This is a genomic window from Methylobacterium sp. Leaf88 (genome assembly GCF_001422795.1).
GTDB lineage: Bacteria > Pseudomonadota > Alphaproteobacteria > Rhizobiales > Beijerinckiaceae > Methylobacterium.
The window spans coordinates 198,606-222,085 of the sequence record NZ_LMMK01000024.1; the positions used below are offsets into that span (position 1 = coordinate 198,606).

The following is a 23,480-nucleotide window of genomic DNA, read 5'->3' on the forward strand; positions in this document are numbered from 1 at the left end:
CCCCGGGGCGTGGCGTCAGCGGCAGGGCAGGGCGAGGGCGGTGTCGGCGACGAAGCCGGCCGTGTCGCGCAGGCCCTGCGGCTGACGCGAATCTGCCGACACCGCCTCGGCCTCCGCGTGCAGGCGGTCGTTGCAGGCACAGGTGGCAATCTGCCCACGTGGTGGCGAGCAGATGTCGTGGTGCATGCAGGCGAGGTCGAGGGCATCGATGGGCGGGCGCGGGCTGCGATTGCCCGGTCCGCAGTAATTGCCATGGATCAGGAACGTCCCGCTCTCCGGGTTCACGTAGGGCATCTCCTGCGCCCGAGCGGCGGGGATCATCACGGCCGCCAGGGCTGCGGCGAGCGCCAGCCGCGCCGTGGCCAGCCGGGTGGTCCGGAAGGGTCGAACTGCCTCAATCATCGAAGTCTCGTCGTCTCGGTCTGATTGCGCCCTCGCGGGTGGAAATGGGGCCTCCTCATCCGGTGACAAGCGTCCCTCCGCCCGACCCCGGGACACTTGCGGCGTGCGAGCCCAGCCGAGACTCCGTCGCATGCAGATCGACCCGAGATTGTTCGGCGTCCGGCAAAACAATCCTCGACCGCAACACGGACACGCGATGAAATTCAGTCCGGCAATGCTGCGCGGCCGTACGGGGACGGCGTCGTTCCCGCCGCCGATCTCGGGGGTGTCGCGGTGGATCGGTGCGTCGACCGAACGCCATGACGGCGAACCGAAGCGCCGCCATCCACACCGTTAACCTTTTCTTAACCCGCCGATTGTGGTGCAACGCCGGCCGTGGGACATTCGTTAACAGAAGCTTAACGGGGCCAAGGGCGGTCATGCGGTACGGGTTTTCCCAGCGGTTTCCGGCTCTGACGACCCGCTTCGCCGCCTTCGGCGCCGCGACGCTGTTCGCGGGCCTCGCCGCCCTGTCGGGGGCGGAGGCGCAGACCTTGGCAGCCCTGCCCACCGTCCCGAGCGCCATCAGCGCCGGCGCCCAGACCCGCCCGATCGCCGCCTGGGTCGATTTCTGCGCCGCCTACGCGACGGAGTGTGCGGTGAACGGCGCCGAGCCGGCTCAGATCATCCTGACGCCAACGATCTGGAACACCATCGTCTCGGTCAACCGCCGGGTAAACAAGTCCCTCGTCGCCGTCACCGACATGGACCACCTGCGCGTCGCGGACCGCTGGGACCTCGCCGAGGACGGCTCGGGCGATTGCGAGGATTTCCAGCTCCTCAAGCGCAAGCTCCTGGCCGAGGCCGGGCTGCCGCGCCGGGCGATGCGGATGACGGTCGTGATCGACGAGAAGGGCGAGGGGCACGCCGTTCTGACCCTGATCACGGATCGCGGCGACCTCATCCTCGACAACAAGACCAGCACGATCCTGCCCTGGCGTCAGACCGGCTACACCTTCATTAAGCGCGAGAGCCAGGATGCCGTCGCCTGGGTGTCCCTGGGCCGGGCCGCCTCGCCCGTCACCACCGCCAACCGCTGACGCTGTCCCCGTGTGGGATCGTGGACAATCCGATCCTTTAAGGGGCGGTTAAGCGTGGCGGCGCGAGGGTGATCCCGCTCCGGGATACCCCGCCATGACGTTCCACCATCACCTCCGCACCGCCGCTGCGCCCGCTTTGCTGATGCTGCTCGTCGCGTCCGCGGCGGCGCAGGAGGCTCCGAGCGTGGCCGAGCGCCACGCCTCCTGGCGCGCCTGCCTCAACCGCAACTTCGCCCTCGAGGTCGTCCTCTCCAGCCGGGTCATCGCCGCCGACGCGGCCCTGCGCACCTGCCGGCCCAGCGAACAGGCCTACCTCACCGCCCTCGCGGCCTCCCCCCTTGTCGATGGCGACGACGTCGCCCGAGTCCGGCCGGCCCTGCTCCTCCGTGCCAGGGGCTGGCTGCTCGACGGCGGTCGCCAGCGCCCGCTCTGAAGAGCTCTCTCAAGGCTCCCCCAAGGCTCCCCGCCGCGGCGGCAAACGGCTGTCAGGCGAAGGATTTTCGCGGGTCGAAGGCATCGCGCACGGCCTCGCCGGCGAAGACCAGCAGGCTCAGCATCACCGCCACCACGAAGAAGCCGCTCAGTCCGAGCCAGGGGGCCTGGATGTTGTCCTTGCCCTGGGCCAGCAATTCGCCCAGCGAGGCCGAGCCGGGGGGCAGGCCGAAGCCGAGGAAGTCGAGGGAGGTCAGCGTTCCGATCGATCCGTTGAGGATGAAGGGCAGGAAGGTCAGCGTCGCCACCATCGCGTTGGGCAGGAGGTGACGGCTCATGATGCGGATGTTCGAGAGGCCCAGCGCCCGGGCGGCGCGCACGTACTCGAAGTTGCGGGCCCGCAGGAACTCCGCGCGTACGACTCCGACGAGGGACACCCACGAGAACAGCAGCAGGATGCCCAGCAGCACGAAGAAGCCCGGCTCGATGAAGGCCGAGATGATGATGATCAGGTAGAGTGTCGGGATGCCGCTCCAGACCTCGATGAAGCGCTGCAGGGCGAGGTCGACCCAGCCACCGAAATAGCCCTGCACCGCCCCGGCGATCACCCCGATCACCGAGGAGATCAGGGCGAGGATCAGCCCGAACAGCACCGAGATGCGGAAGCCGTAGATGATGCGCGCCAGCACGTCGCGGGTGGTGTTGTCGGTCCCGAGCCAGTGCGTCTCGAGTTCGGAGCAGGACTTGCCGACGCTCTGGCACTGGGCCTCCGTCAGCATCCAGGTCGGGGGCGAGGGGGAGGGGGTCGGCAGGCCGTCGATGATCGTATCGTAGGAATAGGGGATCGGCGGCCAGATCGCCCAGCCGTTGTCGGCGATCTCCTTGCGCGTCTCCGCCGAGCGGTAGTTGGGCCGGGCATAGAAGCCGCCGAACTTCTCGTCCGGGTAGTCGATGACCACCGGGAACAGGATCTCGCCCTTGTACGAGACCACCAGCGGCCGGTCGTTGGCGATGAACTCGGCGAACAGGCTCGTGACGAACAGGGCCGTGAAGATCAGGAACGACCAGTAGCCCAGTCGATTGCGCCGGAAATTGGCGAGCCGCCGCCGGTTCAAGGGCGAGAGGCCCCGCCCCGGCGGGGGCAGGGCGACTGCCCGGGCGCTGTCGGGACGCGCGACCTCGTTCATCGGGCGCCCCCCCGTGCGTCGGATCTCAGCCGTCGATGTGCGTCGCCGTGCCTTCGATCTCGTTCGGGCGCAATCCGCCATGCCGCTCGAGGTGACGCCGCAGCAGGCGCACGTTGCGGCGGTTGGCCTTGAACGCCGCATCGAACAGGTCGCCCGCCAGGGGCACGGCACCGAGCGCCCCGTCGGCCGCGATGTTCAAGGCCATCCGGGCGATGAGCCAGCGCGGCGCCCCGAGTCGGCGCGCCTCCACCACGATGTAGGAGGCAAGCAGCATGCCGGCGACGTCGCCCACCACCGGGACGAGACCCACCAGGGCGTCGAGGCCCACCCGCCGGTTGATGCCGGGGATCACGAAGGCCGAATCCATGAGGTGTGCGAACGCCTCCAGGCGCAGCAGCGTTGCCTCGCGGTCGTCCGCCTTGGGTCGGAAGCGGGTCGTGGCACCGGCGGTCTGGGTGAAGTCCATGGTCGGGCTCCGGGGCAAGTCCAGCCTGGGGGAAGGGCGCGGCGTGGTCATGCGTCGGGATGTGGCCCCGGTCCCGTGCGCCCGCAAGCACCGCCCCTGCGAACCCGCCCATCAGGCCGCCTGCCGCGCGACGGTGGAGAGCCGGTCGAGGGCCCGGTCGAGGACGTCGTCGGCCTTGGCGAAACACAGCCGCACGAGGTGGCGCACGGACGCATCCGGATAGAAGGCGCTGATCGGAATCGCGGCGACGCCGTGCCGGCGCACCAGGTCGTCGCAGAACGCGACGTCGTCGTCGCAGCCGAGGGGCGCGAGGTCGACGGTGAGGAAGTAGGTGCCGTGGGAAGGCAGCACCCGGAAGCCGCGCTCGGCGAGGCCCGCCGACAGGCGGTCGCGGGAGGCGGCGAAGCGCGCGCGCATGCCGGTGAAGTAGGCGTCGTCCTTGGCGAGCCCGTAGGCCACCGCCTCCTGCAGGGCGGGCGGCGTCGTGAAGGTGAGGAACTGGTGGGCGTTGGCCACCACCCGCAGCAGGGCCGGCGCCGCCATCACGAAACCGACCTTCCAGCCGGTCAGGCCGAAGATCTTGCCGGCCGAGCCGATCTTCACGGTCCGGTCGCGCATGCCCGGGAGCGCCATCAGCGGGCAATGTCGTGCGCCGTCGAAGACGATATGCTCCCAGACCTCGTCGCAGACCGCCACCACGTCGTGCCGAGTGCAGAAGGAGGCGAGGAGCGCCAGATCCTCCCGTCCGAAGACCGTGGCGCTGGGATTGAGCGGATTGTTCAGGACGACGAGCTTCGTCCGATCCGAGAATGCGTCCGCCAGGGCGTCCGCGTCGAGGCGGAACTGCGGGGGCTGGAGCGGCACGATGCGCGCGACGCCGCCGGCCCGGCGCACCAGCGGCAGGTAGGCGTCGTAGAGGGGGGCGAACAGCACGACCTCGTCACCCGGCGCGATCAGGGCGAACAGGGCGGCGGCGATGGCCTCGGTGGCCCCCGACGTCACCATCACCTCCGCCATCGGCTCGAGATCCAGCCCCTGGTGGTGCGCGTAATGCGCCGCGATCGCCCGGCGCAAGTTGGGCAAGCCCATCATCGGCGGGTATTGATTGTCGCCGTGCAGCACGGCCTCGGCGGCCCTGCGCCGGACATCCTCCGGTCCCGGATCGTCCGGGAAGCCCTGACCCAGATTGATCGCGCCGAGGTCGCGGGCGAGGCCCGACATCACCGTGAAGATGGTCGTCGGCAGATCGGCGAGGACGGGATTCATGGAGAGCGGGGGTTCGGGGAAGGGGAACGGCGCGGCGAGCCGTGGCGTAGCACGCCCCTTCGCCCCGGTGAAATGTGCGTCCTCGCACGCGGCCCGAACCACCTCCGGGCGGGTGGCCTGACGATTGTTGACTTTCATCAGCCATCACGTAACTCTCGACTCACGGCTGGAGCGGTGATTGCCAGCGCGGGACTTCGCCCCCTCGTTCCGTACACGTGTCGTCGCCGCTCCGGTCCTTCCCAAGAAGAGGTCGTCGCTTCCCCCAGCGGCGGCCTTTTCTCGTCTGTCGGAGGGCTGGCCGCGTAACCGGGCGCGTCTCGGCAGGGATTTCCGGGTGCCGGCGCGACAGCAATACGGTGGAAACGCGAAGGCCGCACTGGAGTCGCATTGGTTCCCTAGAGCGTCTCCCATGCCGTGCCGCGACCGCCTTCGAGACCTGGGACCGGCCGGGGTCGAGTTTCGCTTGGAGCAGATCCAGGGTCGGGCGAGACCCGCCGATTCGGGGCGCAGGGTGCGACGTCGCTCGATCCTGTCCCGGGGCGCCCATGGACCTTATGTCCTCCCCATCGGCAGCCCCTGCCGATCCGGCCAAGCATCGACTGGCCGAGCACCGGCTGGCCAAGCGTCGATCGGACATGCGCCGACCGGGCATGGGGACCGGGATTGCGTTGCGCCGGCGGCCGTTGGTCTCGTGAGAGCCTGCCGGTTCTTCCGCTCGCAACGCCGTCCGCAACACGCCATGATCGTCAGGCCATGAACGAAACCTCTCCCATCCGCACCGAGACAGCGCGCGAATACCCCGGGACACTCCGGGACGACGCGCGCCCGGGCGATGTGCTGCCGCGCGAGTCGCGCACCGCACCACCGGCCCGTCGCAGCCGGGCGGGGCTCTGGTTCGTCCTTCTCCTGATCCTGGCGGGGGGCGGATACGCCGGATACCGCTTCTACCTCGCGCCGAAAATGGAGACCCAGGTCGCCGCCACGTCCGGGCGCGGCAAGGGAGCTGGTGGGCGCGGCGGCCATGGCGAGCCGGCTCAGGCGGTAGGCATCGCCACGGTCGCGGCGGGCGACGTCCCGATCGTGCTGGCCGGCCTCGGCACGGTCACGCCCCTCGCCACCGTCACGGTGCGCTCGCAGATCAGCGGCTACCTCACGGAGATCGGCTTTCGCGAGGGCCAAACCGTGAAGAAAGGCGATTTCCTCGCCCAGATCGATTCGCGCCCCTACGAGGCCCAGCTCGCCCAGTATCAGGGCCAGTTGATGCGCGATCAGGCCCTGCTGCAGAACTCGAAGCTCGATCTCGCCCGTTTTCAGCGGCTCTCCCAGCAGGATTCGATTTCGAAGCAGAACGTCGACACGCAAGGGGCCCTCGTGAAGCAGAACGAGGGCACGGTGGCGGCCGACCAGGCCCTGGTCGACCAGCAGAAGCTCAACATCACCTACACCCGCATCGTCTCGCCGGTGGAAGGCCGCGTCGGCCTGCGGCAGATCGACCAGGGCAACTACATCACGGCGGCCTCGACCAGCATCGTGGTTGTGACCCAACTGCATCCGATCTCGGTGGTCTTCACCCTGCCGGAGGACGACGTCGCGCGGGTGATGCGCCGCGTGCGGTCGGGCGCCAAGCTCATCGTCACGGCCTACGACCGGGGCGACACCAACGTGATCGCCACCGGCGTCCTCGACACGGTGGACAACCAGATCGACACCACCACCGGAACGGTGAAGCTGCGCGCGATCTTCGAGAACCAGGACGACGCCCTGTTTCCGAACCAGTTCGTCAACGCCAAGCTCGTCGTCGATACCGTGCGCGACGCCCCGATCGTCCCCACGGCGGCGATCCTGCGCGGGACGCCGGGCACCTACGTCTACCTGCTGCAGGGCGACGACAAGGTCGTCGTCCGCCCGATCAAGCTCGGCGAGGCGGATGGCCCCCGTACGGTGGTGACCGAGGGACTGAACATCGGCGACCGCGTGGTCGTGGACGGGACCGACCGCCTGCGCGACGGCGCACCGGTGCGCATCACCGAGGAGGCCGGCAAGGCCCGGAGCGCCCCGCACCGCGATCATGCGGCCGATGCGCAGGGCAAGCCGGCCGGTGGTCGGGGCGCGCCGGCGGAGGCTCAGAGCACGCCGGCCGCCGCGCCGGTGACGGAGGGGGCCAAGCCCGACGCCGCCAAGGCGGATGCCGTCGCGCCCGAGAGCCAGAAGCGCGAGCGCCGCCGGCAGCGGCCGGCTGAGGCGCAATGAGCCGATGAATCCGTCCCGCCTCTTCATCCTGCGGCCCGTCGCCACCACGCTGTTCATGCTGGCGATCCTGCTCGTCGGGATGGTGTCGTACCTGAACCTGCCGGTCTCGGCCCTGCCGTCGGTCGACTACCCGACGATCCAGATCCAGACCTTCTATCCGGGCGCCAGCCCCGAGGTGATGACCTCGGCGGTGACGGCGCCGCTGGAGCGGCAGTTCGGACAACTCGCCAACCTCAACCAGATGACGTCGCAGAGCTCGGCCGGCGCCTCCGTCATCACCCTGCAGTTCAGCCTGGATCTCGCCCTCGACATCGCCGAGCAGCAGGTCCAGGCCGCGATCAACGCGGCGGGCAACCTCTTGCCCTCGGACCTGCCGGCCCCGCCGATCTACGCCAAGGTGAACCCGGCCGATGCGCCGATCCTGACCCTGGCTCTGACGTCGAAGACCCTGCCGCTCACCGAAGTGCGCGATCTGGCCGAGACGCGACTGGCCCAGAAGATCTCCCAGGTGGCCGGCGTCGGCCTCGTCAGCACCGGCGGCGGACAGCGCCCCGCCGTGCGCATCCGCTTCAACGCCCGCGCCCTGGCCGCCTACGGCCTCAACATCGACGACCTGCGCACCACGGTCACCAACCTCAACGTCAACACGCCGAAGGGCACCATCGACGGGCCGACGCAGTCCTATTCCATCAACGCCAACGATCAGATCCGCGACCCGAAGGCCTATGGCGACGCGATCATCGCCTACAAGAACGGCGCGCCGGTCCGGCTCTCGGACGTGGCCGACGTGGTCAACGGTCCCGAGAACACCAAGCTCGGCGCCTGGATGGACGAGACGCCCGCCGTCATCCTGAACATCCAGCGCCAGCCCGGCGCCAACGTCATCAGCACCGTCGACAAGATCAAGGCGCTGCTGCCCCAGCTCCAGGCGACCCTGCCGGCCGCCATCGGCGTCACCGTGCTCACCGACCGCACCACCACCATCCGCGCCTCGGTGCACGACGTGCAGGTGGAGCTGGCGCTGGCCATCGGCCTCGTGGTGCTGGTGATCTTCCTGTTCCTGCGCAGCGTCTCCGCGACCCTGATCCCGAGCCTGTCGGTGCCGCTCTCCCTGATCGGCGCCCTGGCGGTCATGGACCTCTACGGCTTCTCCCTCGACAACCTGTCGCTGATGGCGCTCACCATCGCCACCGGCTTCGTGGTCGACGATGCCATCGTGGTGATCGAGAACATCGCCCGCCACGTGGAGAAGGGCGATTCCCCCCTCGAGGCCGCGCTGAAGGGCAGCCGCGAGATCGGCTTCACCATCATCTCGCTCACCGTCTCGCTGATCGCCGTGCTGATCCCGCTGCTGTTCATGGGGGACGTGGTGGGGCGCCTGTTCCACGAATTCGCGATCACGCTGGCGGCCACCATCATCATCTCGGCGGTGGTCTCGCTCACCCTCGTGCCGATGCTGTGCGCCCGCCTGCTGAAGGCGCACGTGCCCGGTGCCCCGGACCGGCGCGAGGGGATCGTCGCTCGCACCGCGCGCCGGGGCATGGACGGCATCATCGCCGGCTACGGCCGCATGCTGCGGGTGGTGCTTCGCCACCAGACGCTGACCCTGATCGTGACCCTCGGCACGATCGCGCTCACCGCCTACCTGTTCGTGGTGATCCCGAAGGGGTTCTTCCCGGTGCAGGATACCGGCGTCATCCAGGGCGTCACCCAGGCCGACCAGACCGTCTCCTACGCCGCCATGGCCGAGCGCCAGCAGAAGCTCGCCGCCGTCGTGCTCAAGGACCCGGACGTGCAGAGCCTGTCCTCCTTCATCGGGGTCGACGGCCAGAACGTCACCCTGAATTCCGGCCGCTTCCTCATCAACCTGAAGCCGCAGGATCAGCGCATCGCCCGCGCGCCCGAGATCATCGAACGGCTCAAAGCGGCCACCACCGATGTTGCGGGCATCCGCCTCTACCTGCAGTCGGTGCAGGACCTCACCATCGATACGGCGGTGGGCGCGACCCAGTACCAGGTCATCCTGGAGAACCCGAACCTGACCGAGTTCGAGACCTGGGTGCCGCGCTTCGTGCGGGCGCTGCAGGCCTCCCCGCTGCTGATGGACGTGGCGAGCGACCTTCAGGCGAGCGGCCTAGCCGCCTACATCACCATCGACCGTCCGACCGCCGGGCGCTACGGCATCACGCCGGCCACCGTCGACAACGCCCTCTACGACGCCTTCGGTCAGCGCATCATCTCGACGATCTTCACCCAGTCGAACCAGTACCGGGTCATCCTCGAGGCCGACCCGGACCTGCACAAGACCATCGAGAGCCTGGACCACATCTACCTGCCGTCCTCCACGGTCGCCTCCGGCCAGGTTCCGCTCTCGGCCGTGGCCCAGGTGAGCGAGCGGCGGGCGCCGCTGCTGATCAGCCATCTCGGTCAGTTCCCCGCCACCACCGTGTCGTTCAATCTCGCGCCCGGCGTGGCGCTCGGCGATGCGGTGGGGGCGGTGGAGGCGGCACGCCGGTCGATCGATCTGCCGCCGAGCTTCCGCGTGGTGCCGCAGGGCTCGGTCTTCGCCTTCCAGTCGGCGCTCTCGAACCAGCTCTTCCTGGTGCTGGCCGCCATCGTCACCGTCTACATCGTCCTCGGCGTGCTCTACGAAAGCTTCATCCACCCGATCACCATCCTGTCGACGCTGCCCTCGGCCGGCATCGGGGCGCTGATCGGGCTGATGCTGTTCGGGCTCTCCCTCGACATCATCGCGATCATCGGCATCGTGCTGCTCATCGGCATCGTGAAGAAGAACGCGATCATGATGATCGACTTCGCGCTCCAGGCGGAGCGCGAGGAGGGAATGAGCCCGCGCGACGCGATCTACGAGGCCTGCATCCTGCGCTTCCGGCCGATCCTGATGACCACGCTGGCGGCCCTGTTCGCGGCGGTGCCACTCATCGTCGGAACCGGCGTCGGCTCCGAACTGCGCCAGCCGCTCGGCATCGTCATCGCGGGCGGCCTCATCGTCAGCCAGGTGCTGACCCTGTTCACCACCCCGGTGATCTACCTCGCCTTCGATCGCCTGGAGCGCCGCCTCTCCGGCCGCCGCGCCGGCGGCGCCGACAGCGTCGAGGCGCTGCCGTGAACGTCTCCGAGCCGTTCATCCGGCGGCCCGTCGCCACCACGCTGCTGACCATCGGCGTGCTGCTCGCGGGCATCTTCGCCTTCCTGAAGCTGCCGGTGGCGCCGCTGCCGCAGGTGGATTTCCCCGTCATCCTGGTCCAGGCACAGATGGCCGGCGCCTCGCCGGAGACCATGGCCACCACGGTGGCGGCGCCCCTGGAACGCCGCCTCGGCGCCATCGCGGACGTCACCGAGATGACCTCGACGAGTTCGCTCGGCTCGGTCCGCCTCGTGCTGATGTTCGGGCTCAACCGCGACATCGACGGCGCGGCCCGCGACGTCCAGGCCGCGATCAACGCCGCGCGGGCCGATCTGCCGACGGCCCTCCGGTCGAATCCCACCTACCGGAAGTTCAACCCGGCCGACGCGCCGATCCTCATCCTGGGCCTCACCTCGAACACCCTGACGCCGGGCCAACTCTACGATTCCGCCGCCACGGTGGTGCAGCAGAAGATGTCCCAGCTCCCCGGGGTCGGGAACGTCGACATCGGCGGCTCGTCGCTGCCGGCCGTGCGGGTCGAACTCGATCCCACGGCGCTCTTCAACTACGGCATCGGCCTCGAGGGCATCCGTGCGGCGCTCGCGTCGGCCAACGCCAACTCGCCGAAGGGCGCCATCGAGACGGAGACGCGCCACTACCAGCTCTACGCCAACGACCAGGGCCGGGTGGCGGCCGATTACCGCGACCTCGTGGTGGCCTATCGCAATGGCGCGGCCGTACGCCTGACCGATGTGGGCGCGATCGAGGATTCGGTGGAGGACCGGCGCAACCTCGGCCTGGTGAACGGCAAGCCGGGCGTGATCCTGTTCATCTACAAGCAGCCCGGCTCCAACGTCGTCGACACGATCCGGGGGCTGAAGGCGGCGATTCCGCAGGTGACGGCGGCGCTCCCGGGCGACATCGACCTCATGGTCACGGGAGACCGCAGCGCCACCATCCGGGCCTCCTTGGCCGAAACCGAGGAGACGCTGCTCATCGCCGTCGTGCTCGTCGTCTTCGTGGTGTTCCTCTTCCTGCGCTCGGGGCGGGCCACGCTGATCCCGGCCGTCGCGGTGCCGATCTCCATCGTCGGGACCTACTCGGCGATGTACCTGCTCGATTACAGCCTCAACATCCTGTCGCTGATGGCGCTCATCATCGCCACGGGCTTCGTCGTGGACGACGCCATCGTGGTCCTGGAGAACATCCAGCGCCACATCGAGAAGGGCAGGCCCCGGGTCGAGGCGGCGCTCCTCGGCTCGCGCGAGGTCGGCTTCACCGTCATCTCCATGAGCCTGTCGCTCGTGGCGGTATTCCTGCCGATCCTCCTGATGGGCGGCATCGTCGGGCGCCTGTTCCAGGAATTCGCCGTCACGCTCTCGCTGGCGATCCTGATCTCGCTGGTGCTCTCGCTCACCACCACGCCGATGATGTGCGCACTGCTCCTGCGGCGCGAGGCCCCCCACGAGACCGTGCGGCCGAACGGGTTCGTGCGCGTCCTGGAGGCCGGGTTCGACGGGATGCTGAGGGGCTACGAGCGCACCCTGCGCATCGCCCTGCGCCATCGTCGGCTGGTCGCCCTCTCGCTGCTCGCAACCGTGGGCCTGAACGTCTACCTCTACGTCATCGTGCCGAAGGGCTTCTTTCCCGAGCAGGATACGGGACAGATGATGGGCGGCATCCAGGCCGACCAGCGCATCTCGTTCCAGTCGATGAAGCAGAAGCTGGAACAGGCCACCGCCATCGTGCAGGCCGACCCCGCCGTCGACAGCGTCGTGGGCTTCACGGGCGGGCGCGGCACCAACTCGGCCAACGTCTTCGTGGGCCTCAAGCCCCGGGGCGAGCGTGAGTCGATCACCGCCGTGATGGCACGCCTGCGCCCGAAGCTGTCGCAGGTCGCCGGCGCCCGCCTCTACCTGTTCCCGCGCCAGGACCTGCGCATGGGCGGCCGCCAGAGCTTTGCCCAGTATCAGTACACCCTCCAGGGCGACACGGCGGAGGAACTCTACGCCGCCGCGCCGAAGCTGGTGCAGGCGCTGCAGAAGAACCCGATCTTCGCCGACGTCACCTCCGACCAGCAGGAGGGCGGCCTCGAGAGCCGCCTCGTGATCGACCGGGCCAGCGCCTTCCGCTACGGCCTGACCCCGGACAAGATCGACAACACGCTCTACGACGCCTTCGGCCAGCGCCAGGTCTCGACAATCTACAACCCTCTGAATCAGTATCACGTCGTGATGGAGATCGCGCCGCGCTACCTCCAGAGCCCCGACACCCTGAAGATGCTCTACGTCTCGACCTCGGGCGGCAAGGCGCGGGGCTCGGCCACCACCAACGCGGTGGCCGGCACGGTGGCGGGCGCCCCGACCGGAGCCGCGGCGACCGGAGCCGTCGGCGCGACGGCGGCCGCCGACGCCAGTGCCGCCTCCATCGCCACCGATTCTGCCCGCAACGCCGCCGCCAACGCCATCGCGGGCGGCAAGGGCGGCGCCTCGTCGAGCGCGCCGGTGTCGAGCGCCAAGGAGACGATGATTCCGCTCTCGGCCTTCGCCCGCCTGGAGACCGGCAACGCGCCCGTGCAGGTGAGTCACCAGGGCCTGTTCGTCGCCACCACGATCTCGTTCAATCTCGTGCCCGGCAAGAGCCTGTCCGATGCCACCGCCGCCATCGAACAAGCCATCACCGACCTGCGCCTGCCCGCCACCATCCACGGTGAATTCGCGGGTTCGGCCAAGAGTTTCCAGGAATCGTCCTCACGCCAGCCCTTGCTGATCCTGGCCGCGCTGCTGGCGGTCTACACGATCCTCGGCATCCTCTACGAGAGCTTCATCCACCCCGTCACGATCCTCTCGACGCTGCCCTCGGCCGGCATCGGCGCGCTGCTGGCGCTTCTCGTGTCCGGCACCGAATTCACCGTCATCGCGCTGATCGCGGTCTTCCTGCTCATCGGCATCGTCAAGAAGAACGCCATCATGATGATCGACTTCGCCCTGGATGCCGAGCGCACGCGCGGAGCCTCCCCGAAGGAGGCGATCTTCGAGGCCTGCCTCTTGCGCTTCCGCCCGATCATGATGACAACGCTCGCCGCGATGCTCGGCGCCTTGCCCCTCATCCTCGCCGGCGGGGAGGGCTCCGAACTGCGGCGGCCCCTCGGCATCGCCATCGTCGGCGGCCTGATCGTGAGCCAAATCCTGACCCTCTACACCACCCCCGTCGTGTACCTGTATCTCGACCGGCTGCGCCGCCGTGCGCCGGCGGCCGGCGCAGCCCTGAGCCCGGCCGAATGAGGCTGCGCGCCGGACTCTTCGCCCTCTTGGGCCTGCCCGGGCTCGTGTCCGGCTGCATGGTCGGGCCGGACTACGCGCGTCCTTCGGTGGAGACGCCCCTGGCGTTCAAGCAGGGGGGCACCCGCGAGGACAGCGCCGCCTACGTGGCGAGCCGCAAGGGCTGGCGTCCGGCCGCGCCCAATGACGGGGCCGAGCGCGGCGACTGGTGGCGGGTGTTCCGCGACCCCACCCTCGACCGCCTGATCCGCCTCGTGGATGTCGACAACCAGAGCCTGCGGGTCCAGGTGGCCGCCTACGAGCAGGCGCGCGCCTTCGTCGCCCAGGCCCGCGCCGCCCTGTTCCCCACGGTCACCGGCGCCCCCAGTGTCTCGCGGTCCCGCTCCCTCGGGATCGAGCGCACCAACGTCTCGCTCCAGGGTCAGGCCAGCTGGGAACTCGACCTGTTCGGCCGCATCCGCCGCAACATCGAGAGCGAGGTCGCCACGGCCCAGGCCAGCGCCGCCGAACTCGCCCTGGTGCGCCTGACGCTCCAGTCCGAAGTTGCGACCAATTACCTGACGCTGCGCTACCAGGATTCGCTCCAGCGCGTGCTCAACGAGAACATCGAAGGCTACAAGAAGAGCCTCGCGATCACCGAGAACCAGTACAATGCCGGCGTCGCCGCACGCTCGGACGTGATCACGGCCCAGACGCAGCTCCAGACCACGCAGGCCCAGGCCATCGCCATCGGCCTGCAGCGCGCCACCTTCGAGCACGCCATCGCACTCCTCGTGGGTCGGCCGCCGTCGGAGCTGAGCCTGCCGGTGGCGCCGCTCGCCGCGCGCCCGCCCGCCGTGCCGGTCGGCATTCCCTCGACGCTTCTCGAGCGGCGCCCCGACGTCGCGCAGGCCGAGCGCAACGTCCAGGCCCAGAGCGAGCAGATCGGCGTCGCCGTGGCGGCTTTCTACCCCACCGTGACGCTCTCGGCCTCCGGCGGCATCTCGGGCAACCCGGCCAACGGCCTGCTCTCCGCCGTCAACCAGGTCTGGTCGGTGGCGGCCGCCGGCACGGAGGTGTTCTACGACGGGGGCGCCCGCGCGGCGGCCCTGCGCATCACCCGCGCGGCCTATGACGCCAGCGTGGCCAATTACCGCCAGACCGTGCTCACCGCCTTCTCGGAGGTCGAGAACGGCCTTGCCGGCGTGCGCATCCTTGCCCGGCAGCAGGTGGCCCAGGACGAGGCCGTGGCCTCGGCCCGCCGCGCCGTGGAGATCACCCTGAACGAGTACCGGGCCGGAACGCAGAACTTCACCACCGTGGTCACGGCCCAGGCGCTCGCCCTGAACAACGAGGTCGCCGCCCTGCAGATCCGCCTCAACCGTTTCACCACCGCGGTCTCGCTGATCCGCGCGCTGGGCGGCGGCTGGGACGTGCGCAGCCTGCCGAGCGGGGAGGACCTCAAGGAAGCCCGCCTGCCGGTGGATTCGGGCCAGGCCGTCCGCACCGACGAATAGGGACCGGCCCCGCGTCCCGGTCGGGTCAGCCCACGCGATCCGGCACGACCTTGGCCGGAACGTCGCCGGGGCGCCGCAGGTTGACGAGCGGATTTTTCCGGCGCGCCGCGCCGCAACCGTGAGTGGAGGCCGTGGGCCATGGACCAGACACCCCCCGCCAAAGCACCCGCCGCGACACCTGAGCATCAGCCCGTTCCGGCGGCCCCCCCCTGCACGCTGGTGATCTTCGGGGCCGCCGGCGACCTCACGAAGCGGCTGCTGATGCCGGCGCTCTACAACCTCGCGGCCGGCGGCCTGCTCGACCCGGCGTTCCGCATCATCGGTGTCGACCACAACGCCAACACCGACGAGGGTTGGCGCGATGCCCTCTCCGAGACGATGCAGTCCTTCACCACGGACCGGACGTCGGAATTCCACCCCGACCACATCGATCCCAAGGCCTGGGGCTTCGTCAGCGAACGCCTCAGCTTCCGCCAAGGGGACTTCACCGCCGCCGAGACCTTCACGGGCCTCGCTCAGGCGCTGTCCGGCAACGTCATCTTCTATCTCGCGGTCTCGGCCCGCTTCTTCGGCCCGATCGTCGATGCCCTGGGGGAGGCGGGCCTGCTGAAGGAGCAGGCGGGCGTCTTCCGCCGCGTCGTCATCGAGAAGCCCTTCGGCAGCGACCTTGAATCGGCCCGCGCCCTGAACGCACGCATCCTTGAGCAGGGCACCGAAAGCCAGTTCTTCCGCATCGACCACTTCCTCGGAAAGGAGACGGTTCAGAGCATCCTGGCGATCCGGTTCGGCAACGGCCTGCTGGGGCCGGTCTGGCATCGCGACCACGTCGATCACGTGGAGATCACCGCGGCGGAGACCATCGGGGTCGAGGCGCGCGGCGCCTTCTACGAGCCCACGGGCGCCTTGCGCGACATGGTGCCGAACCACCTGTTCCAGCTGCTCTGCATGGTGGCGATGGAGCCGCCCAGGAGTCTCGACGCCGAGGATGTCCGCGACGAGAAAGCCCGGCTCATCCAGGCGGTGCAACCGGTCCAGCCCGCGAAGGCGGTTCGCGGCCAATACGGGGCGGGTCAGGAGCACGGGCACGCGGTGCCGGCCTATCGCAATGAGCCCGACGTCGCCCGCGATTCCCACACCGAGACCTATGTCGCCCTGAAGCTCGCCATCGACAACCCGCGCTGGAAGGACGTTCCGTTCTACCTGCGCACCGGCAAGCGGATGACCGACCGCGTCACCGAGATCGCCCTTCATTTCCGGCCGCCGGCGCACTCGCCCTTCGCGACGCCGGATGCGCCCGTAACCCCCGACGTCCTGCGCTTTCGCATCGACCCCGAGCAGGGGATGGACATCGAGATGAACGCGAAGCGGCCCGGGCCACGCCTGGATCTCGGCCGGGTCACCGCCGCCTTCGACTACGGGGATTTCTTCCGCGAGACGCCGAGCGTCGGTTACGAGACGCTGCTCTACGATTGCCTCATCGGCGACGCGACCCTGTTCCAGCGGGCCGACAGCATCGAGGCAGCCTGGGCGGTGGTGGATCCGCTGCTCAAGGCCTGGACCGATGCGCCGGTGGAGCCCTACGCCGCCGGAAGCGACGGGCCGGAGGGCGCCACCGCGCTCCTGGCCGCGCAGGGCCATCGCTGGCTACCGCTCGGCGAGGGATGATCGCGGGGGACGAGCCGCGCGCCGCTTGGCGCCGGGCGGCGGGGCGACCGGCGGCGCGGGCTGCAATTCGGCGAGGGCGTCGTGGTGCAGCAGCCGGACGCCGGTGGCGGCGGCGAGCTTGCGCGCCGCTGGGGTGAACCCGGCATTCGAGACGACCGCCGCCATGTCGGCGGACCAGTAGCGCATCGCCGCAGCGATCTCCTGCACGGCGCCGTTGCCCACCGGACGCCCGTAGCGCTTGCACTGGACCACGAGACGCGTCCCGGCCTGCTCCGCGACGATGTCTGCGCCCTGATCGCCGCTGGCCTGGGTGGCGCGCGCGTTCCAGCCTGCCTCGCGCAGACGTCCCGCGCAGTAACGCTCGTAGGCGATGCCCTCCTCGGGCGCCTCGCTCTCGTCCGGCAATTGCACTCCATCCGCCACCCGTTCGATGATGACGAGGATGTCGTCCCAGGCTCCGTCGATCTCGTCGCCGCGGCCACGGGCCTCCAACTGCGGCACCACCGTGCGCTCGGCGAAGTAGGTTCGCTCGCGCTCCCAGCCGTCGCTGATCAGGTTGCCGTAGGCATCGACGAAGCATTCCTGTCGCCGCCGCAGGGCCAGGGTCGGCGCATGGGGGCGTGCGATCCTCCGGATCAGTCGGCGCAGGCGCCGCGGCCGGTCGAGATGGTGAAGGACGACACCGGCCCATGCCAGTCCGGCTCCGATGGCGCCGGGCTGCCCGAACCAGAGGGCGCAGCCCCCTCCGAGCACGGACGTCCAGAACAGGCGCGCCACGAGCTGCGATCGACCCGACATGTGGTGGTCCCAACCGGAAGAGGGCCGGGATCGTTCGACCCTCGACCGCGGTGGACCCGACCGTGGCAGCGGAGGGTTGCGCGTTCTCTAACGCCGTCCGGGTCGCGGAGGGGAGAAAGTGCTCCGGATGCCCGGAGATCTTGCGGGTTAGCGCGCCGGATCGACCTTCCCGCGGCATCGTGCCGGTTCGAATACCGACCCGATCTGTAAAACGCGTCGTTTCACCGGATCTGCCAAGATCAGTGCAGGAGCAGTCGACAAGCTGTGGACAAGACGAACGAGGCCGAGGCGATGCGCCTCGGCCTCGTTCGTCATCCCTCCGGCGTCAATCGCGTTCCGGCGCTAAGCCTGCGCGTCCTGGCGTCAGGCCTGAGCCGCCACCTTGGGCCGACGCCCGCGCGGAGCCGACTCCGCCTTGGCCTCGGTCTCGACGGCCATGCTCTCCTGCTTCCGACGCTGCTGGCCGAGACCCATGTTCTTGGCCAGCTCCGAACGGGCGGCCGCGTAGTTCGGGGCGACCATCGGATAGTCGCTCGGGAGGTTCCACTTGGTGCGATACTGCTCGGGCGTCATCTCGTAGCGCGTCCGCAGGTGACGCTTGAGAGACTTGAACTTCTTTCCATCCTCGAGGCAGACGACGTAGTCCGGCGTGATCGAGCGCTTGATGGACACGGCCGGAGTCAGAGGCTCCGCCTTCTCCTCGGTCCCGACCTGGTTGAGCTTGCTCAGGGTGGCGTGCACCGAGCCGATCAGCGCCGGCAGGTCAGCGATCGGAACCGAGTTGTTGCTCACGAATGCGGACACGATGTCGGCCGCGAGTTCGATGTAGTCCGGCAGGATTCCGTTCTCGGTGCTCATTCTGAATCTCTCGTTGCGTTCTGAATACCACCCACCCTGAGGGCGTCGTGCCGGTTGGGAGGTTTGGCTGCCGCGTCATGGTTGTGACTTGCTGCTTGCTATGATGAAGCAAAGCAAAAGGCAAGAGCCTCATCAGGTCTCGTATAGGTCGCATCCGGTCGATGTCTGGTGAACTGGAATAGACCAGCAACCACTGCCATTCCGACGAACTGGACTAAATTTGCGCGATTTTGCCTGTTCCTGCACGGACTGGGCGACAGGGTGCCCTAATGCCTCACGGTTCAGATCGGGGAACCGGAAAAATAATTTTCTACGGGAGGAAATATGATCTCTTACAGACCAGGTCTGCATCGAAATTTGAGCTAAAGCGGACCTCTAGGGCCGATTACCGGCAGAGTCGGCCGGAGCGCTAAAATGGCTCTTGAATACAAAATCTAGACGCGAACCGTCTCGTACAGACTGTGGAGGCCGCGTGTTTTTATCCGCGGCCACGCACGGACCTGCGTAAAAATTTACGCAGGTCCGCCCGAAAAGGTCCGGAACGGACGATTTCGGCACCTGTCCCGGACCGTGCGAGACCTGATCACCCGTCCGTTCGGCTGCGCGGACCGTAAGATTTGAACCGTTCCACCGTTCTCCAGATCTCGTCGTCTGGCAGCACCACGGGATTACCGACCTGAAGCGCCACCGCATATTGGCGGCAGAGCGCTTCCACCTCCACCGCGAGCCAGAGGGTCTTTCGAAGATCGGTTCCGACGGCAATCATGCCGTGATTGGCCAGGAGGCAGGCCATCCGTCCCTCCAGGGCGTTGAGGGCCGCCGCCGACAGGGCTTCGGTGCCGTAGGGCGCGTAGGGGGCACAGCGCACGGTCGGTCCGCCGGCCGCCGCGATCATGTAGTGCACCGCCGGAATGTCCTGCCCGCAGATCGCGAAGGCGGTGCAGTGGGTCGGATGCGCGTGGACCACCGCGTTCACCTCCGGACGTGCCGCGAGGATGTCGCGGTGGAAGCGCCACTCGGAGGAGGGGGCGAGCGGGTGCGCGAAACCGCCGTCGAACCGCATCGCCACGAGATCCTCCGGCCGCAGCGTCTCGGCCGGAATGCCGGACGGCGTGACGAGGAAGCCGTCGCCCGCCCGCACCGACACGTTGCCGGAAGTGCCCTGGCTCAGACCGAGCGTGAGAAGGTCGCGCATCGCGGCGACGATGTCGGCACGGATCGCTCCGTCCGTCGATTCGGTGGCGGGAGAGGGAGGCTGGGACGGCATGCGGGTCTCCGGACGCGAACGCCCTACCGGTCGGGCGCAGGCGGTCTATAACACCGCCTGCCGGACGCGTTCGCGATCCGACCCGGTTACCAAGCCGGCGACGCTCCTGCTGCCGGGACGGTTCAGGAGCGACCGCCCCGTCACCCGAGCAGAGGCAGGTCGGCCGATGAGTACGTACCGCTTCGAGGCGTTGGTCGCCCCGCGCGCGATCGCCCTGGTCGGCCTCCAGGCCGGTCCGGATGGGCTGGCCGAGGCGGCCCTGGCCAATCTCCGTCGCGGCGGCTTTCCGGGGCCGATCCATTGCCTCGGCTCCGATGCGGTCGCCGGTCAGATTCCGCGCTTCGCCGACCTTCCCGAGGCGCCGGACCTCGTCATCCTGGCGACCCCGGCCGAAGCGATTCCCGAGCAGATCGCGGAGGCCGGGCTGCGCGGCGCGGCCGGTGCCGTCATCCTGACGCCGGATGTCGGCGATGCGGTCTGCGAGGCGGCTCGGGCGGAGGCGCGCCGCCACGGCCTGCGCCTCCTCGGGCCCGGCAGCATCGGCCTCTCCGTTCCCGGCGCCCACCTCGATGCGAGTCTCCTGGCCCGGCCCCCCAAGGCCGGCGACTTGGCGCTGGTCTCGCAGTCGGGCACCGTCGCCGCCGGCATCGTCGAATGGGCGGCGCGCCGGGACGTGGGCTTCTCGGCGGTGCTGTCCCTCGGCATCGCCTGCGATATCGACGTCGCGGATTGCCTCGACCACTTCGCGGCCGACATCCGCACCCGGGCGATCCTGCTCTCCCTCGATGCGGTCGTGGATGCGCGCAAGTTCATGTCGGCGGCGCGGGCGGCCGCGCGCGCCAAGCCGGTCGTGGTGCTCCGAGCGGGGCGCCACCGGGCTCCGGCCCGGCACGCCGCAACCCATACGGGCGCGCTCGCCCGGCCCGACACCGTCTACGAGGCGGCCTTCCGCCGCGCCGGACTGCTCGCGGTGGAGAGCCTGGATGCGATGTTCTCCGCGGTGGAGACGCTCGGGCGCCAGCGCCCCTTCCCGGGGCATCGCCTCGCGATCCTGGGCAACGGACGCGGGATCGGCGCCCTGGCGGCCGACCGGCTCGCGGATCGCGGCGGCACCCTGGCGGCGGCCGGGACGCTCGGCAATCCCGTGGATCTCGGCGTCGCCGCCGGACCGGAGGCCTATGCCGACGCCCTCGCGCCGCTGCTGGCGGATCCGGGCAACGACGCGGTGCTCGCCGTCCACGTGCCCACGGCGCGCTCGGACGGCACGGAGGTCGCCGGAGCTATCGCCGACACCGTGACCCGGATCCGTCGGAACGGCGCACGCAAGAAGCCGGTCTTCGCCGTGACGATCGGTGAGGAGGCCGAGGCGGTCGGACGCCTCGCCGCCGCGGGCATTCCACGCTTCTCCACCGAGGACGCCGCCGTCGAGGGTTTCCTGCACCTCGTGCGCTATCGCGAGGCGCAGGACGACCTGATGCGCACGCCGGATTCGCTGCCGCGCGACTTCTCGCCCGACGTCGAGGCGGCCCGCGCCGTCGTCGCACGCGCCGTGGCCCAGGGGCAGACCTGGCTCGACCCCGTCGCCGTGGCCGACCTCCTCGCCGCCTACCGCATCGACAGCGTGCCGCTGGCGCTGGCGCCCGACATCGATGCGGCCGCGACGGCCGCATGGCCCATCATCGCGCAGGGCGGCGCCGTGGCGCTCAAGGTCGTCTCGCCCGACATCGTGCACAAGTCCGACGTCGGCGGCGTGCGCCTCGATCTCACCAGCGAGGCCGACGTGCGGGCGGCCGCCGCCGACATCCTCGCCCGGGCCCGGCGGCTGGCGCCGGAGGCACGGATCACCGGTTTCGCGGTCCAGCCGATGATCCGGCGCGGCAAGCAGCGCGAGCTGATCGCTGGGCTCGCCGAGGACCCGACCTTCGGGCCGGTGGTGGTGTTCGGGCGGGGCGGCACGGCGGTGGAGGTCATCGACGACCGGGCCCTCGGCCTGCCCCCCCTCGACCTGCGCCTCGCCTCGGAGCTGATCGACCGGACCCGCGTCGCCCGGCGTCTCGCCGCCTATCGCGACGTGCCGGCGGTGAACCGCCACGCGGTGGCGCTGGTCCTGGTGAAGCTGGCGCAACTGGCGGCCGACTGTCCCGAGGTGCGCGAGCTCGACATCAATCCGCTCCTCGCCGATGAGACCGGCGCCCTCGCCCTCGATGCCCGCGTGATGGTGGCGGCCGAGACCGCAGCCGGCCGCCGCGCCCGGGGCGCCTACCATCCGCGCTTCGCGATCCGACCCTATCCGGTGGAGTGGGAGCGCACCCTCCACCTCCGGGGCGAGACCGTCACGGTGCGGCCGGTGCGGCCGGAGGACGAGGCGCTGTTCCTCACCTTCTTCCAGTCGGTCAGCGCCGAGGACCTGCGCTTGCGCTTCTTCGCACCGGTGCGGGACTTCAACCACGCCTTCCTCGCCAAGCTCACGCAGCTCGACTACGCCCGCGCCATCGCCTTCGTGGCGATCGACGCGGCCACCGGAATGATGCTCGGCGCCGTCCGTCTCCACGCCGATGCCAACCATGAGAGCGGCGAATACGCCATCCTGATCCACGGCGACCGGAAGGGAACAGGCCTCGGCCACGCCCTGATGAGCCTGATGATCGACTGGGCCCGGGTTGAGGGGCTCTCCCGGGTCGAGGGGACGGTCCTGCGCGAGAACCGACCCATGCTCGCGGTCTGTCGCCAGCTCGGCTTCACGGTCCGGCCCGACACGGAGGATGGCGCCGTGGTCAAGGTCGCCCTCGCCTTGTAGCGCGTCCGCCGATCCGCTTCACGCCCGCTCGCTGATCCGCCGGACGCCGCCGGGATCGGCCCTGGCGCTGAACTGCGACGGCGTCATCCCGTAATGCTGCCGGAACAGCCGGCTGAGCTGGGCCGAGCTGCGAAACCCGACCGCCTCGGCCAGCACGGCGATGGGGTGCGGTTGCGCCGGCGCGCTGAGCGCCGCCTTGATGCGCTCCAGCCGGGCGGAGCGGATGAAGCACTCGACGCCGCCGACGGGCTGGAACATCGCGAAGAGCCTGGAGCGCGAGGCGCCGATGCTGCGCGCGACCTCCGCGGCGCTCAGGTCGGGATTGCCCAGATTCGCCTCGATATAGAGACGGGCCTTCTGGTGCAGCCGCGCCGGATCGCTGAGGGACGTGCCGTGACCCAGGGCGGCGGTGATGGCCTGGGCCATCAGGGTCGCGGTCTGGGCGACGGCCTCGGCGTCGAGGGCGGTCCAGTGCGGTAGGCGGTCGCGCAAGCGCAGGAGATGGGCGGTGTAGGGCGCGGCGATGTCCGGCGGAATGACGAGGCCGTGGATCGCATCCAGGGGGCCGAACCAGCGGCGGGCGAAGGCGCGCGGCATCCCGACGAAATTGCGGCGTTGCCGGGGGATGTCAGGAGCGTCGCGGATGAGCACGGGCCGGGAGAAGTCGATGGCGTAGACGGACCCGGCCCCGGTCCGCACGTCACGGCCATCGAAGTTGGCAACGATATCGCCGGTCTCGACATGTTGCAGAACGATCGCGTCGAGGCCATCGAAGCCGAGCTTCTGCGCCGTCCGGTGAAAGAGGAACGGAACGCCGTCCATGAAATGAAACCGCAGGTGTTCCGACCAGAAACTGGTGATTTCCACGTGGAAGGGCGTCGCCAGGGGCGTCACCAGCGCAGAGCTGGCAAACATCAATTGATAGATCTGAGCGGCGTCTTCCTGGGGGTAATCGCCGCTTAAGAACTGCACGCTCCGGAGTGGGAAAGTCCCGTCTGGAGGGTGTTGGACGGATGGCGAAGCGTGCAAGGCCGGGTCACGACTGTTGGGCGCGGGATCGATGTCGTTAATAGGAATGGCGTCATCTG

16 protein-coding genes are annotated in these 23,480 nt (G+C 69.3%); 8 read left to right on the plus strand and 8 right to left on the minus strand.

The annotated features are described in order from the left end of the window. Positions 1–15: 15 nt before the first annotated feature. Positions 16–402: a hypothetical protein gene (locus tag ASF20_RS15265; RefSeq protein ID WP_056275402.1), complete on the minus strand. Its 387-nt coding sequence runs from the start codon at positions 400–402 to the stop codon at positions 16–18. A 419-nt stretch (positions 403–821) separates the two neighbouring features. Between ASF20_RS15265 and ASF20_RS15270 the strand changes: the two genes are divergently transcribed. Together ASF20_RS15270 and ASF20_RS15275 are read left to right on the plus strand one after the other, a co-directional pair. Then, positions 822–1,481, plus strand: a complete 660-nt coding sequence (locus ASF20_RS15270; protein ID WP_056275405.1) for a transglutaminase-like cysteine peptidase — start codon at positions 822–824, stop codon at positions 1,479–1,481. A gap of 94 nt (positions 1,482–1,575) precedes the next feature. Continuing rightward, a complete protein-coding gene (locus ASF20_RS15275; RefSeq protein WP_056275408.1) occupies positions 1,576–1,914 on the plus strand; it encodes a hypothetical protein in 339 nt (112 codons plus the stop codon). A 52-nt stretch (positions 1,915–1,966) separates the two neighbouring features. Here the strand turns inward: ASF20_RS15275 and ASF20_RS15280 are convergent, their stop codons facing one another. The 3 genes from ASF20_RS15280 to ASF20_RS15290 form a co-directional block, all read right to left on the minus strand. Continuing rightward, positions 1,967–3,100 carry an ABC transporter permease gene (locus ASF20_RS15280; RefSeq protein ID WP_056275411.1) on the minus strand — a complete coding sequence of 378 codons (1,134 nt, stop codon included), beginning with the start codon at positions 3,098–3,100 and terminating at the stop codon, positions 1,967–1,969. A 25-nt stretch (positions 3,101–3,125) separates the two neighbouring features. Continuing rightward, positions 3,126–3,566 (minus strand): DUF4112 domain-containing protein, encoded by a 441-nt coding sequence (locus ASF20_RS15285; RefSeq protein WP_056214886.1) that lies wholly within the window; start codon positions 3,564–3,566, stop codon positions 3,126–3,128. 111 nt (positions 3,567–3,677) lie between these two features. Next, entirely contained in the window at positions 3,678–4,832 is a 1,155-nt protein-coding gene (locus ASF20_RS15290) for an aminotransferase (protein ID WP_056275414.1), read from the minus strand. Between the two features lie 753 nt (positions 4,833–5,585). Here ASF20_RS15290 and ASF20_RS15295 point away from each other — a divergent pair. The 5 genes from ASF20_RS15295 (at position 5,586) to zwf (ending at position 16,672) form a co-directional block, all read left to right on the plus strand. Next, the gene (locus ASF20_RS15295) at positions 5,586–7,082 is read left to right on the plus strand and encodes an MdtA/MuxA family multidrug efflux RND transporter periplasmic adaptor subunit (protein WP_056275417.1); all 1,497 of its coding nucleotides are present in this window, start codon (positions 5,586–5,588) and stop codon (positions 7,080–7,082) included. A 4-nt stretch (positions 7,083–7,086) separates the two neighbouring features. Continuing rightward, positions 7,087–10,212 carry an MdtB/MuxB family multidrug efflux RND transporter permease subunit gene (locus ASF20_RS15300; protein WP_056275419.1) on the plus strand — a complete coding sequence of 1,042 codons (3,126 nt, stop codon included), beginning with the start codon at positions 7,087–7,089 and terminating at the stop codon, positions 10,210–10,212. Beyond that, positions 10,209–13,514 carry an efflux RND transporter permease subunit gene (locus tag ASF20_RS15305; protein WP_056214902.1) on the plus strand — a complete coding sequence of 1,102 codons (3,306 nt, stop codon included), beginning with the start codon at positions 10,209–10,211 and terminating at the stop codon, positions 13,512–13,514. Before ASF20_RS15300 ends, ASF20_RS15305 begins: the two co-directional genes overlap by 4 nt. Continuing rightward, complete coding sequence (locus ASF20_RS15310) at positions 13,511–15,007, plus strand: efflux transporter outer membrane subunit (RefSeq protein WP_056275421.1); 1,497 nt, start codon at positions 13,511–13,513, stop codon at positions 15,005–15,007. Before ASF20_RS15305 ends, ASF20_RS15310 begins: the two co-directional genes overlap by 4 nt. A 138-nt stretch (positions 15,008–15,145) precedes the next feature. Then, the gene (gene zwf / locus ASF20_RS15315) at positions 15,146–16,672 is read left to right on the plus strand and encodes a glucose-6-phosphate dehydrogenase (RefSeq protein ID WP_082501361.1); all 1,527 of its coding nucleotides are present in this window, start codon (positions 15,146–15,148) and stop codon (positions 16,670–16,672) included. Here the strand turns inward: zwf and ASF20_RS15320 are convergent. The 3 genes from ASF20_RS15320 to ASF20_RS15330 all read right to left on the minus strand — a co-directional run bounded on the left by ASF20_RS15320 (position 16,652) and on the right by ASF20_RS15330 (position 19,595). After that, the gene (locus tag ASF20_RS15320) at positions 16,652–17,470 is read right to left on the minus strand and encodes a restriction endonuclease (protein ID WP_082501362.1); all 819 of its coding nucleotides are present in this window, start codon (positions 17,468–17,470) and stop codon (positions 16,652–16,654) included. The genes zwf and ASF20_RS15320 overlap by 21 nt on opposite strands. A 363-nt stretch (positions 17,471–17,833) precedes the next feature. Then, the gene (locus ASF20_RS15325; RefSeq protein ID WP_056275425.1) at positions 17,834–18,328 is read right to left on the minus strand and encodes a MucR family transcriptional regulator; all 495 of its coding nucleotides are present in this window, start codon (positions 18,326–18,328) and stop codon (positions 17,834–17,836) included. 583 nt (positions 18,329–18,911) lie between these two features. After that, positions 18,912–19,595, minus strand: coding sequence for a class II aldolase/adducin family protein (locus ASF20_RS15330; protein ID WP_056275428.1), 684 nt, complete (start codon positions 19,593–19,595; stop codon positions 18,912–18,914). Between the two features lie 166 nt (positions 19,596–19,761). Between ASF20_RS15330 and ASF20_RS15335 the strand changes: the two genes are divergently transcribed. Beyond that, positions 19,762–22,392, plus strand: coding sequence for a bifunctional acetate--CoA ligase family protein/GNAT family N-acetyltransferase (locus ASF20_RS15335; RefSeq protein ID WP_056275431.1), 2,631 nt, complete (start codon positions 19,762–19,764; stop codon positions 22,390–22,392). An 18-nt stretch (positions 22,393–22,410) separates the two neighbouring features. On the opposite strand, the gene ASF20_RS15340 is transcribed toward ASF20_RS15335, so the two are convergent. Beyond that, entirely contained in the window at positions 22,411–23,307 is an 897-nt protein-coding gene (locus tag ASF20_RS15340; protein ID WP_056214913.1) for a helix-turn-helix domain-containing protein, read from the minus strand. Positions 23,308–23,480 lie beyond the last annotated feature (173 nt).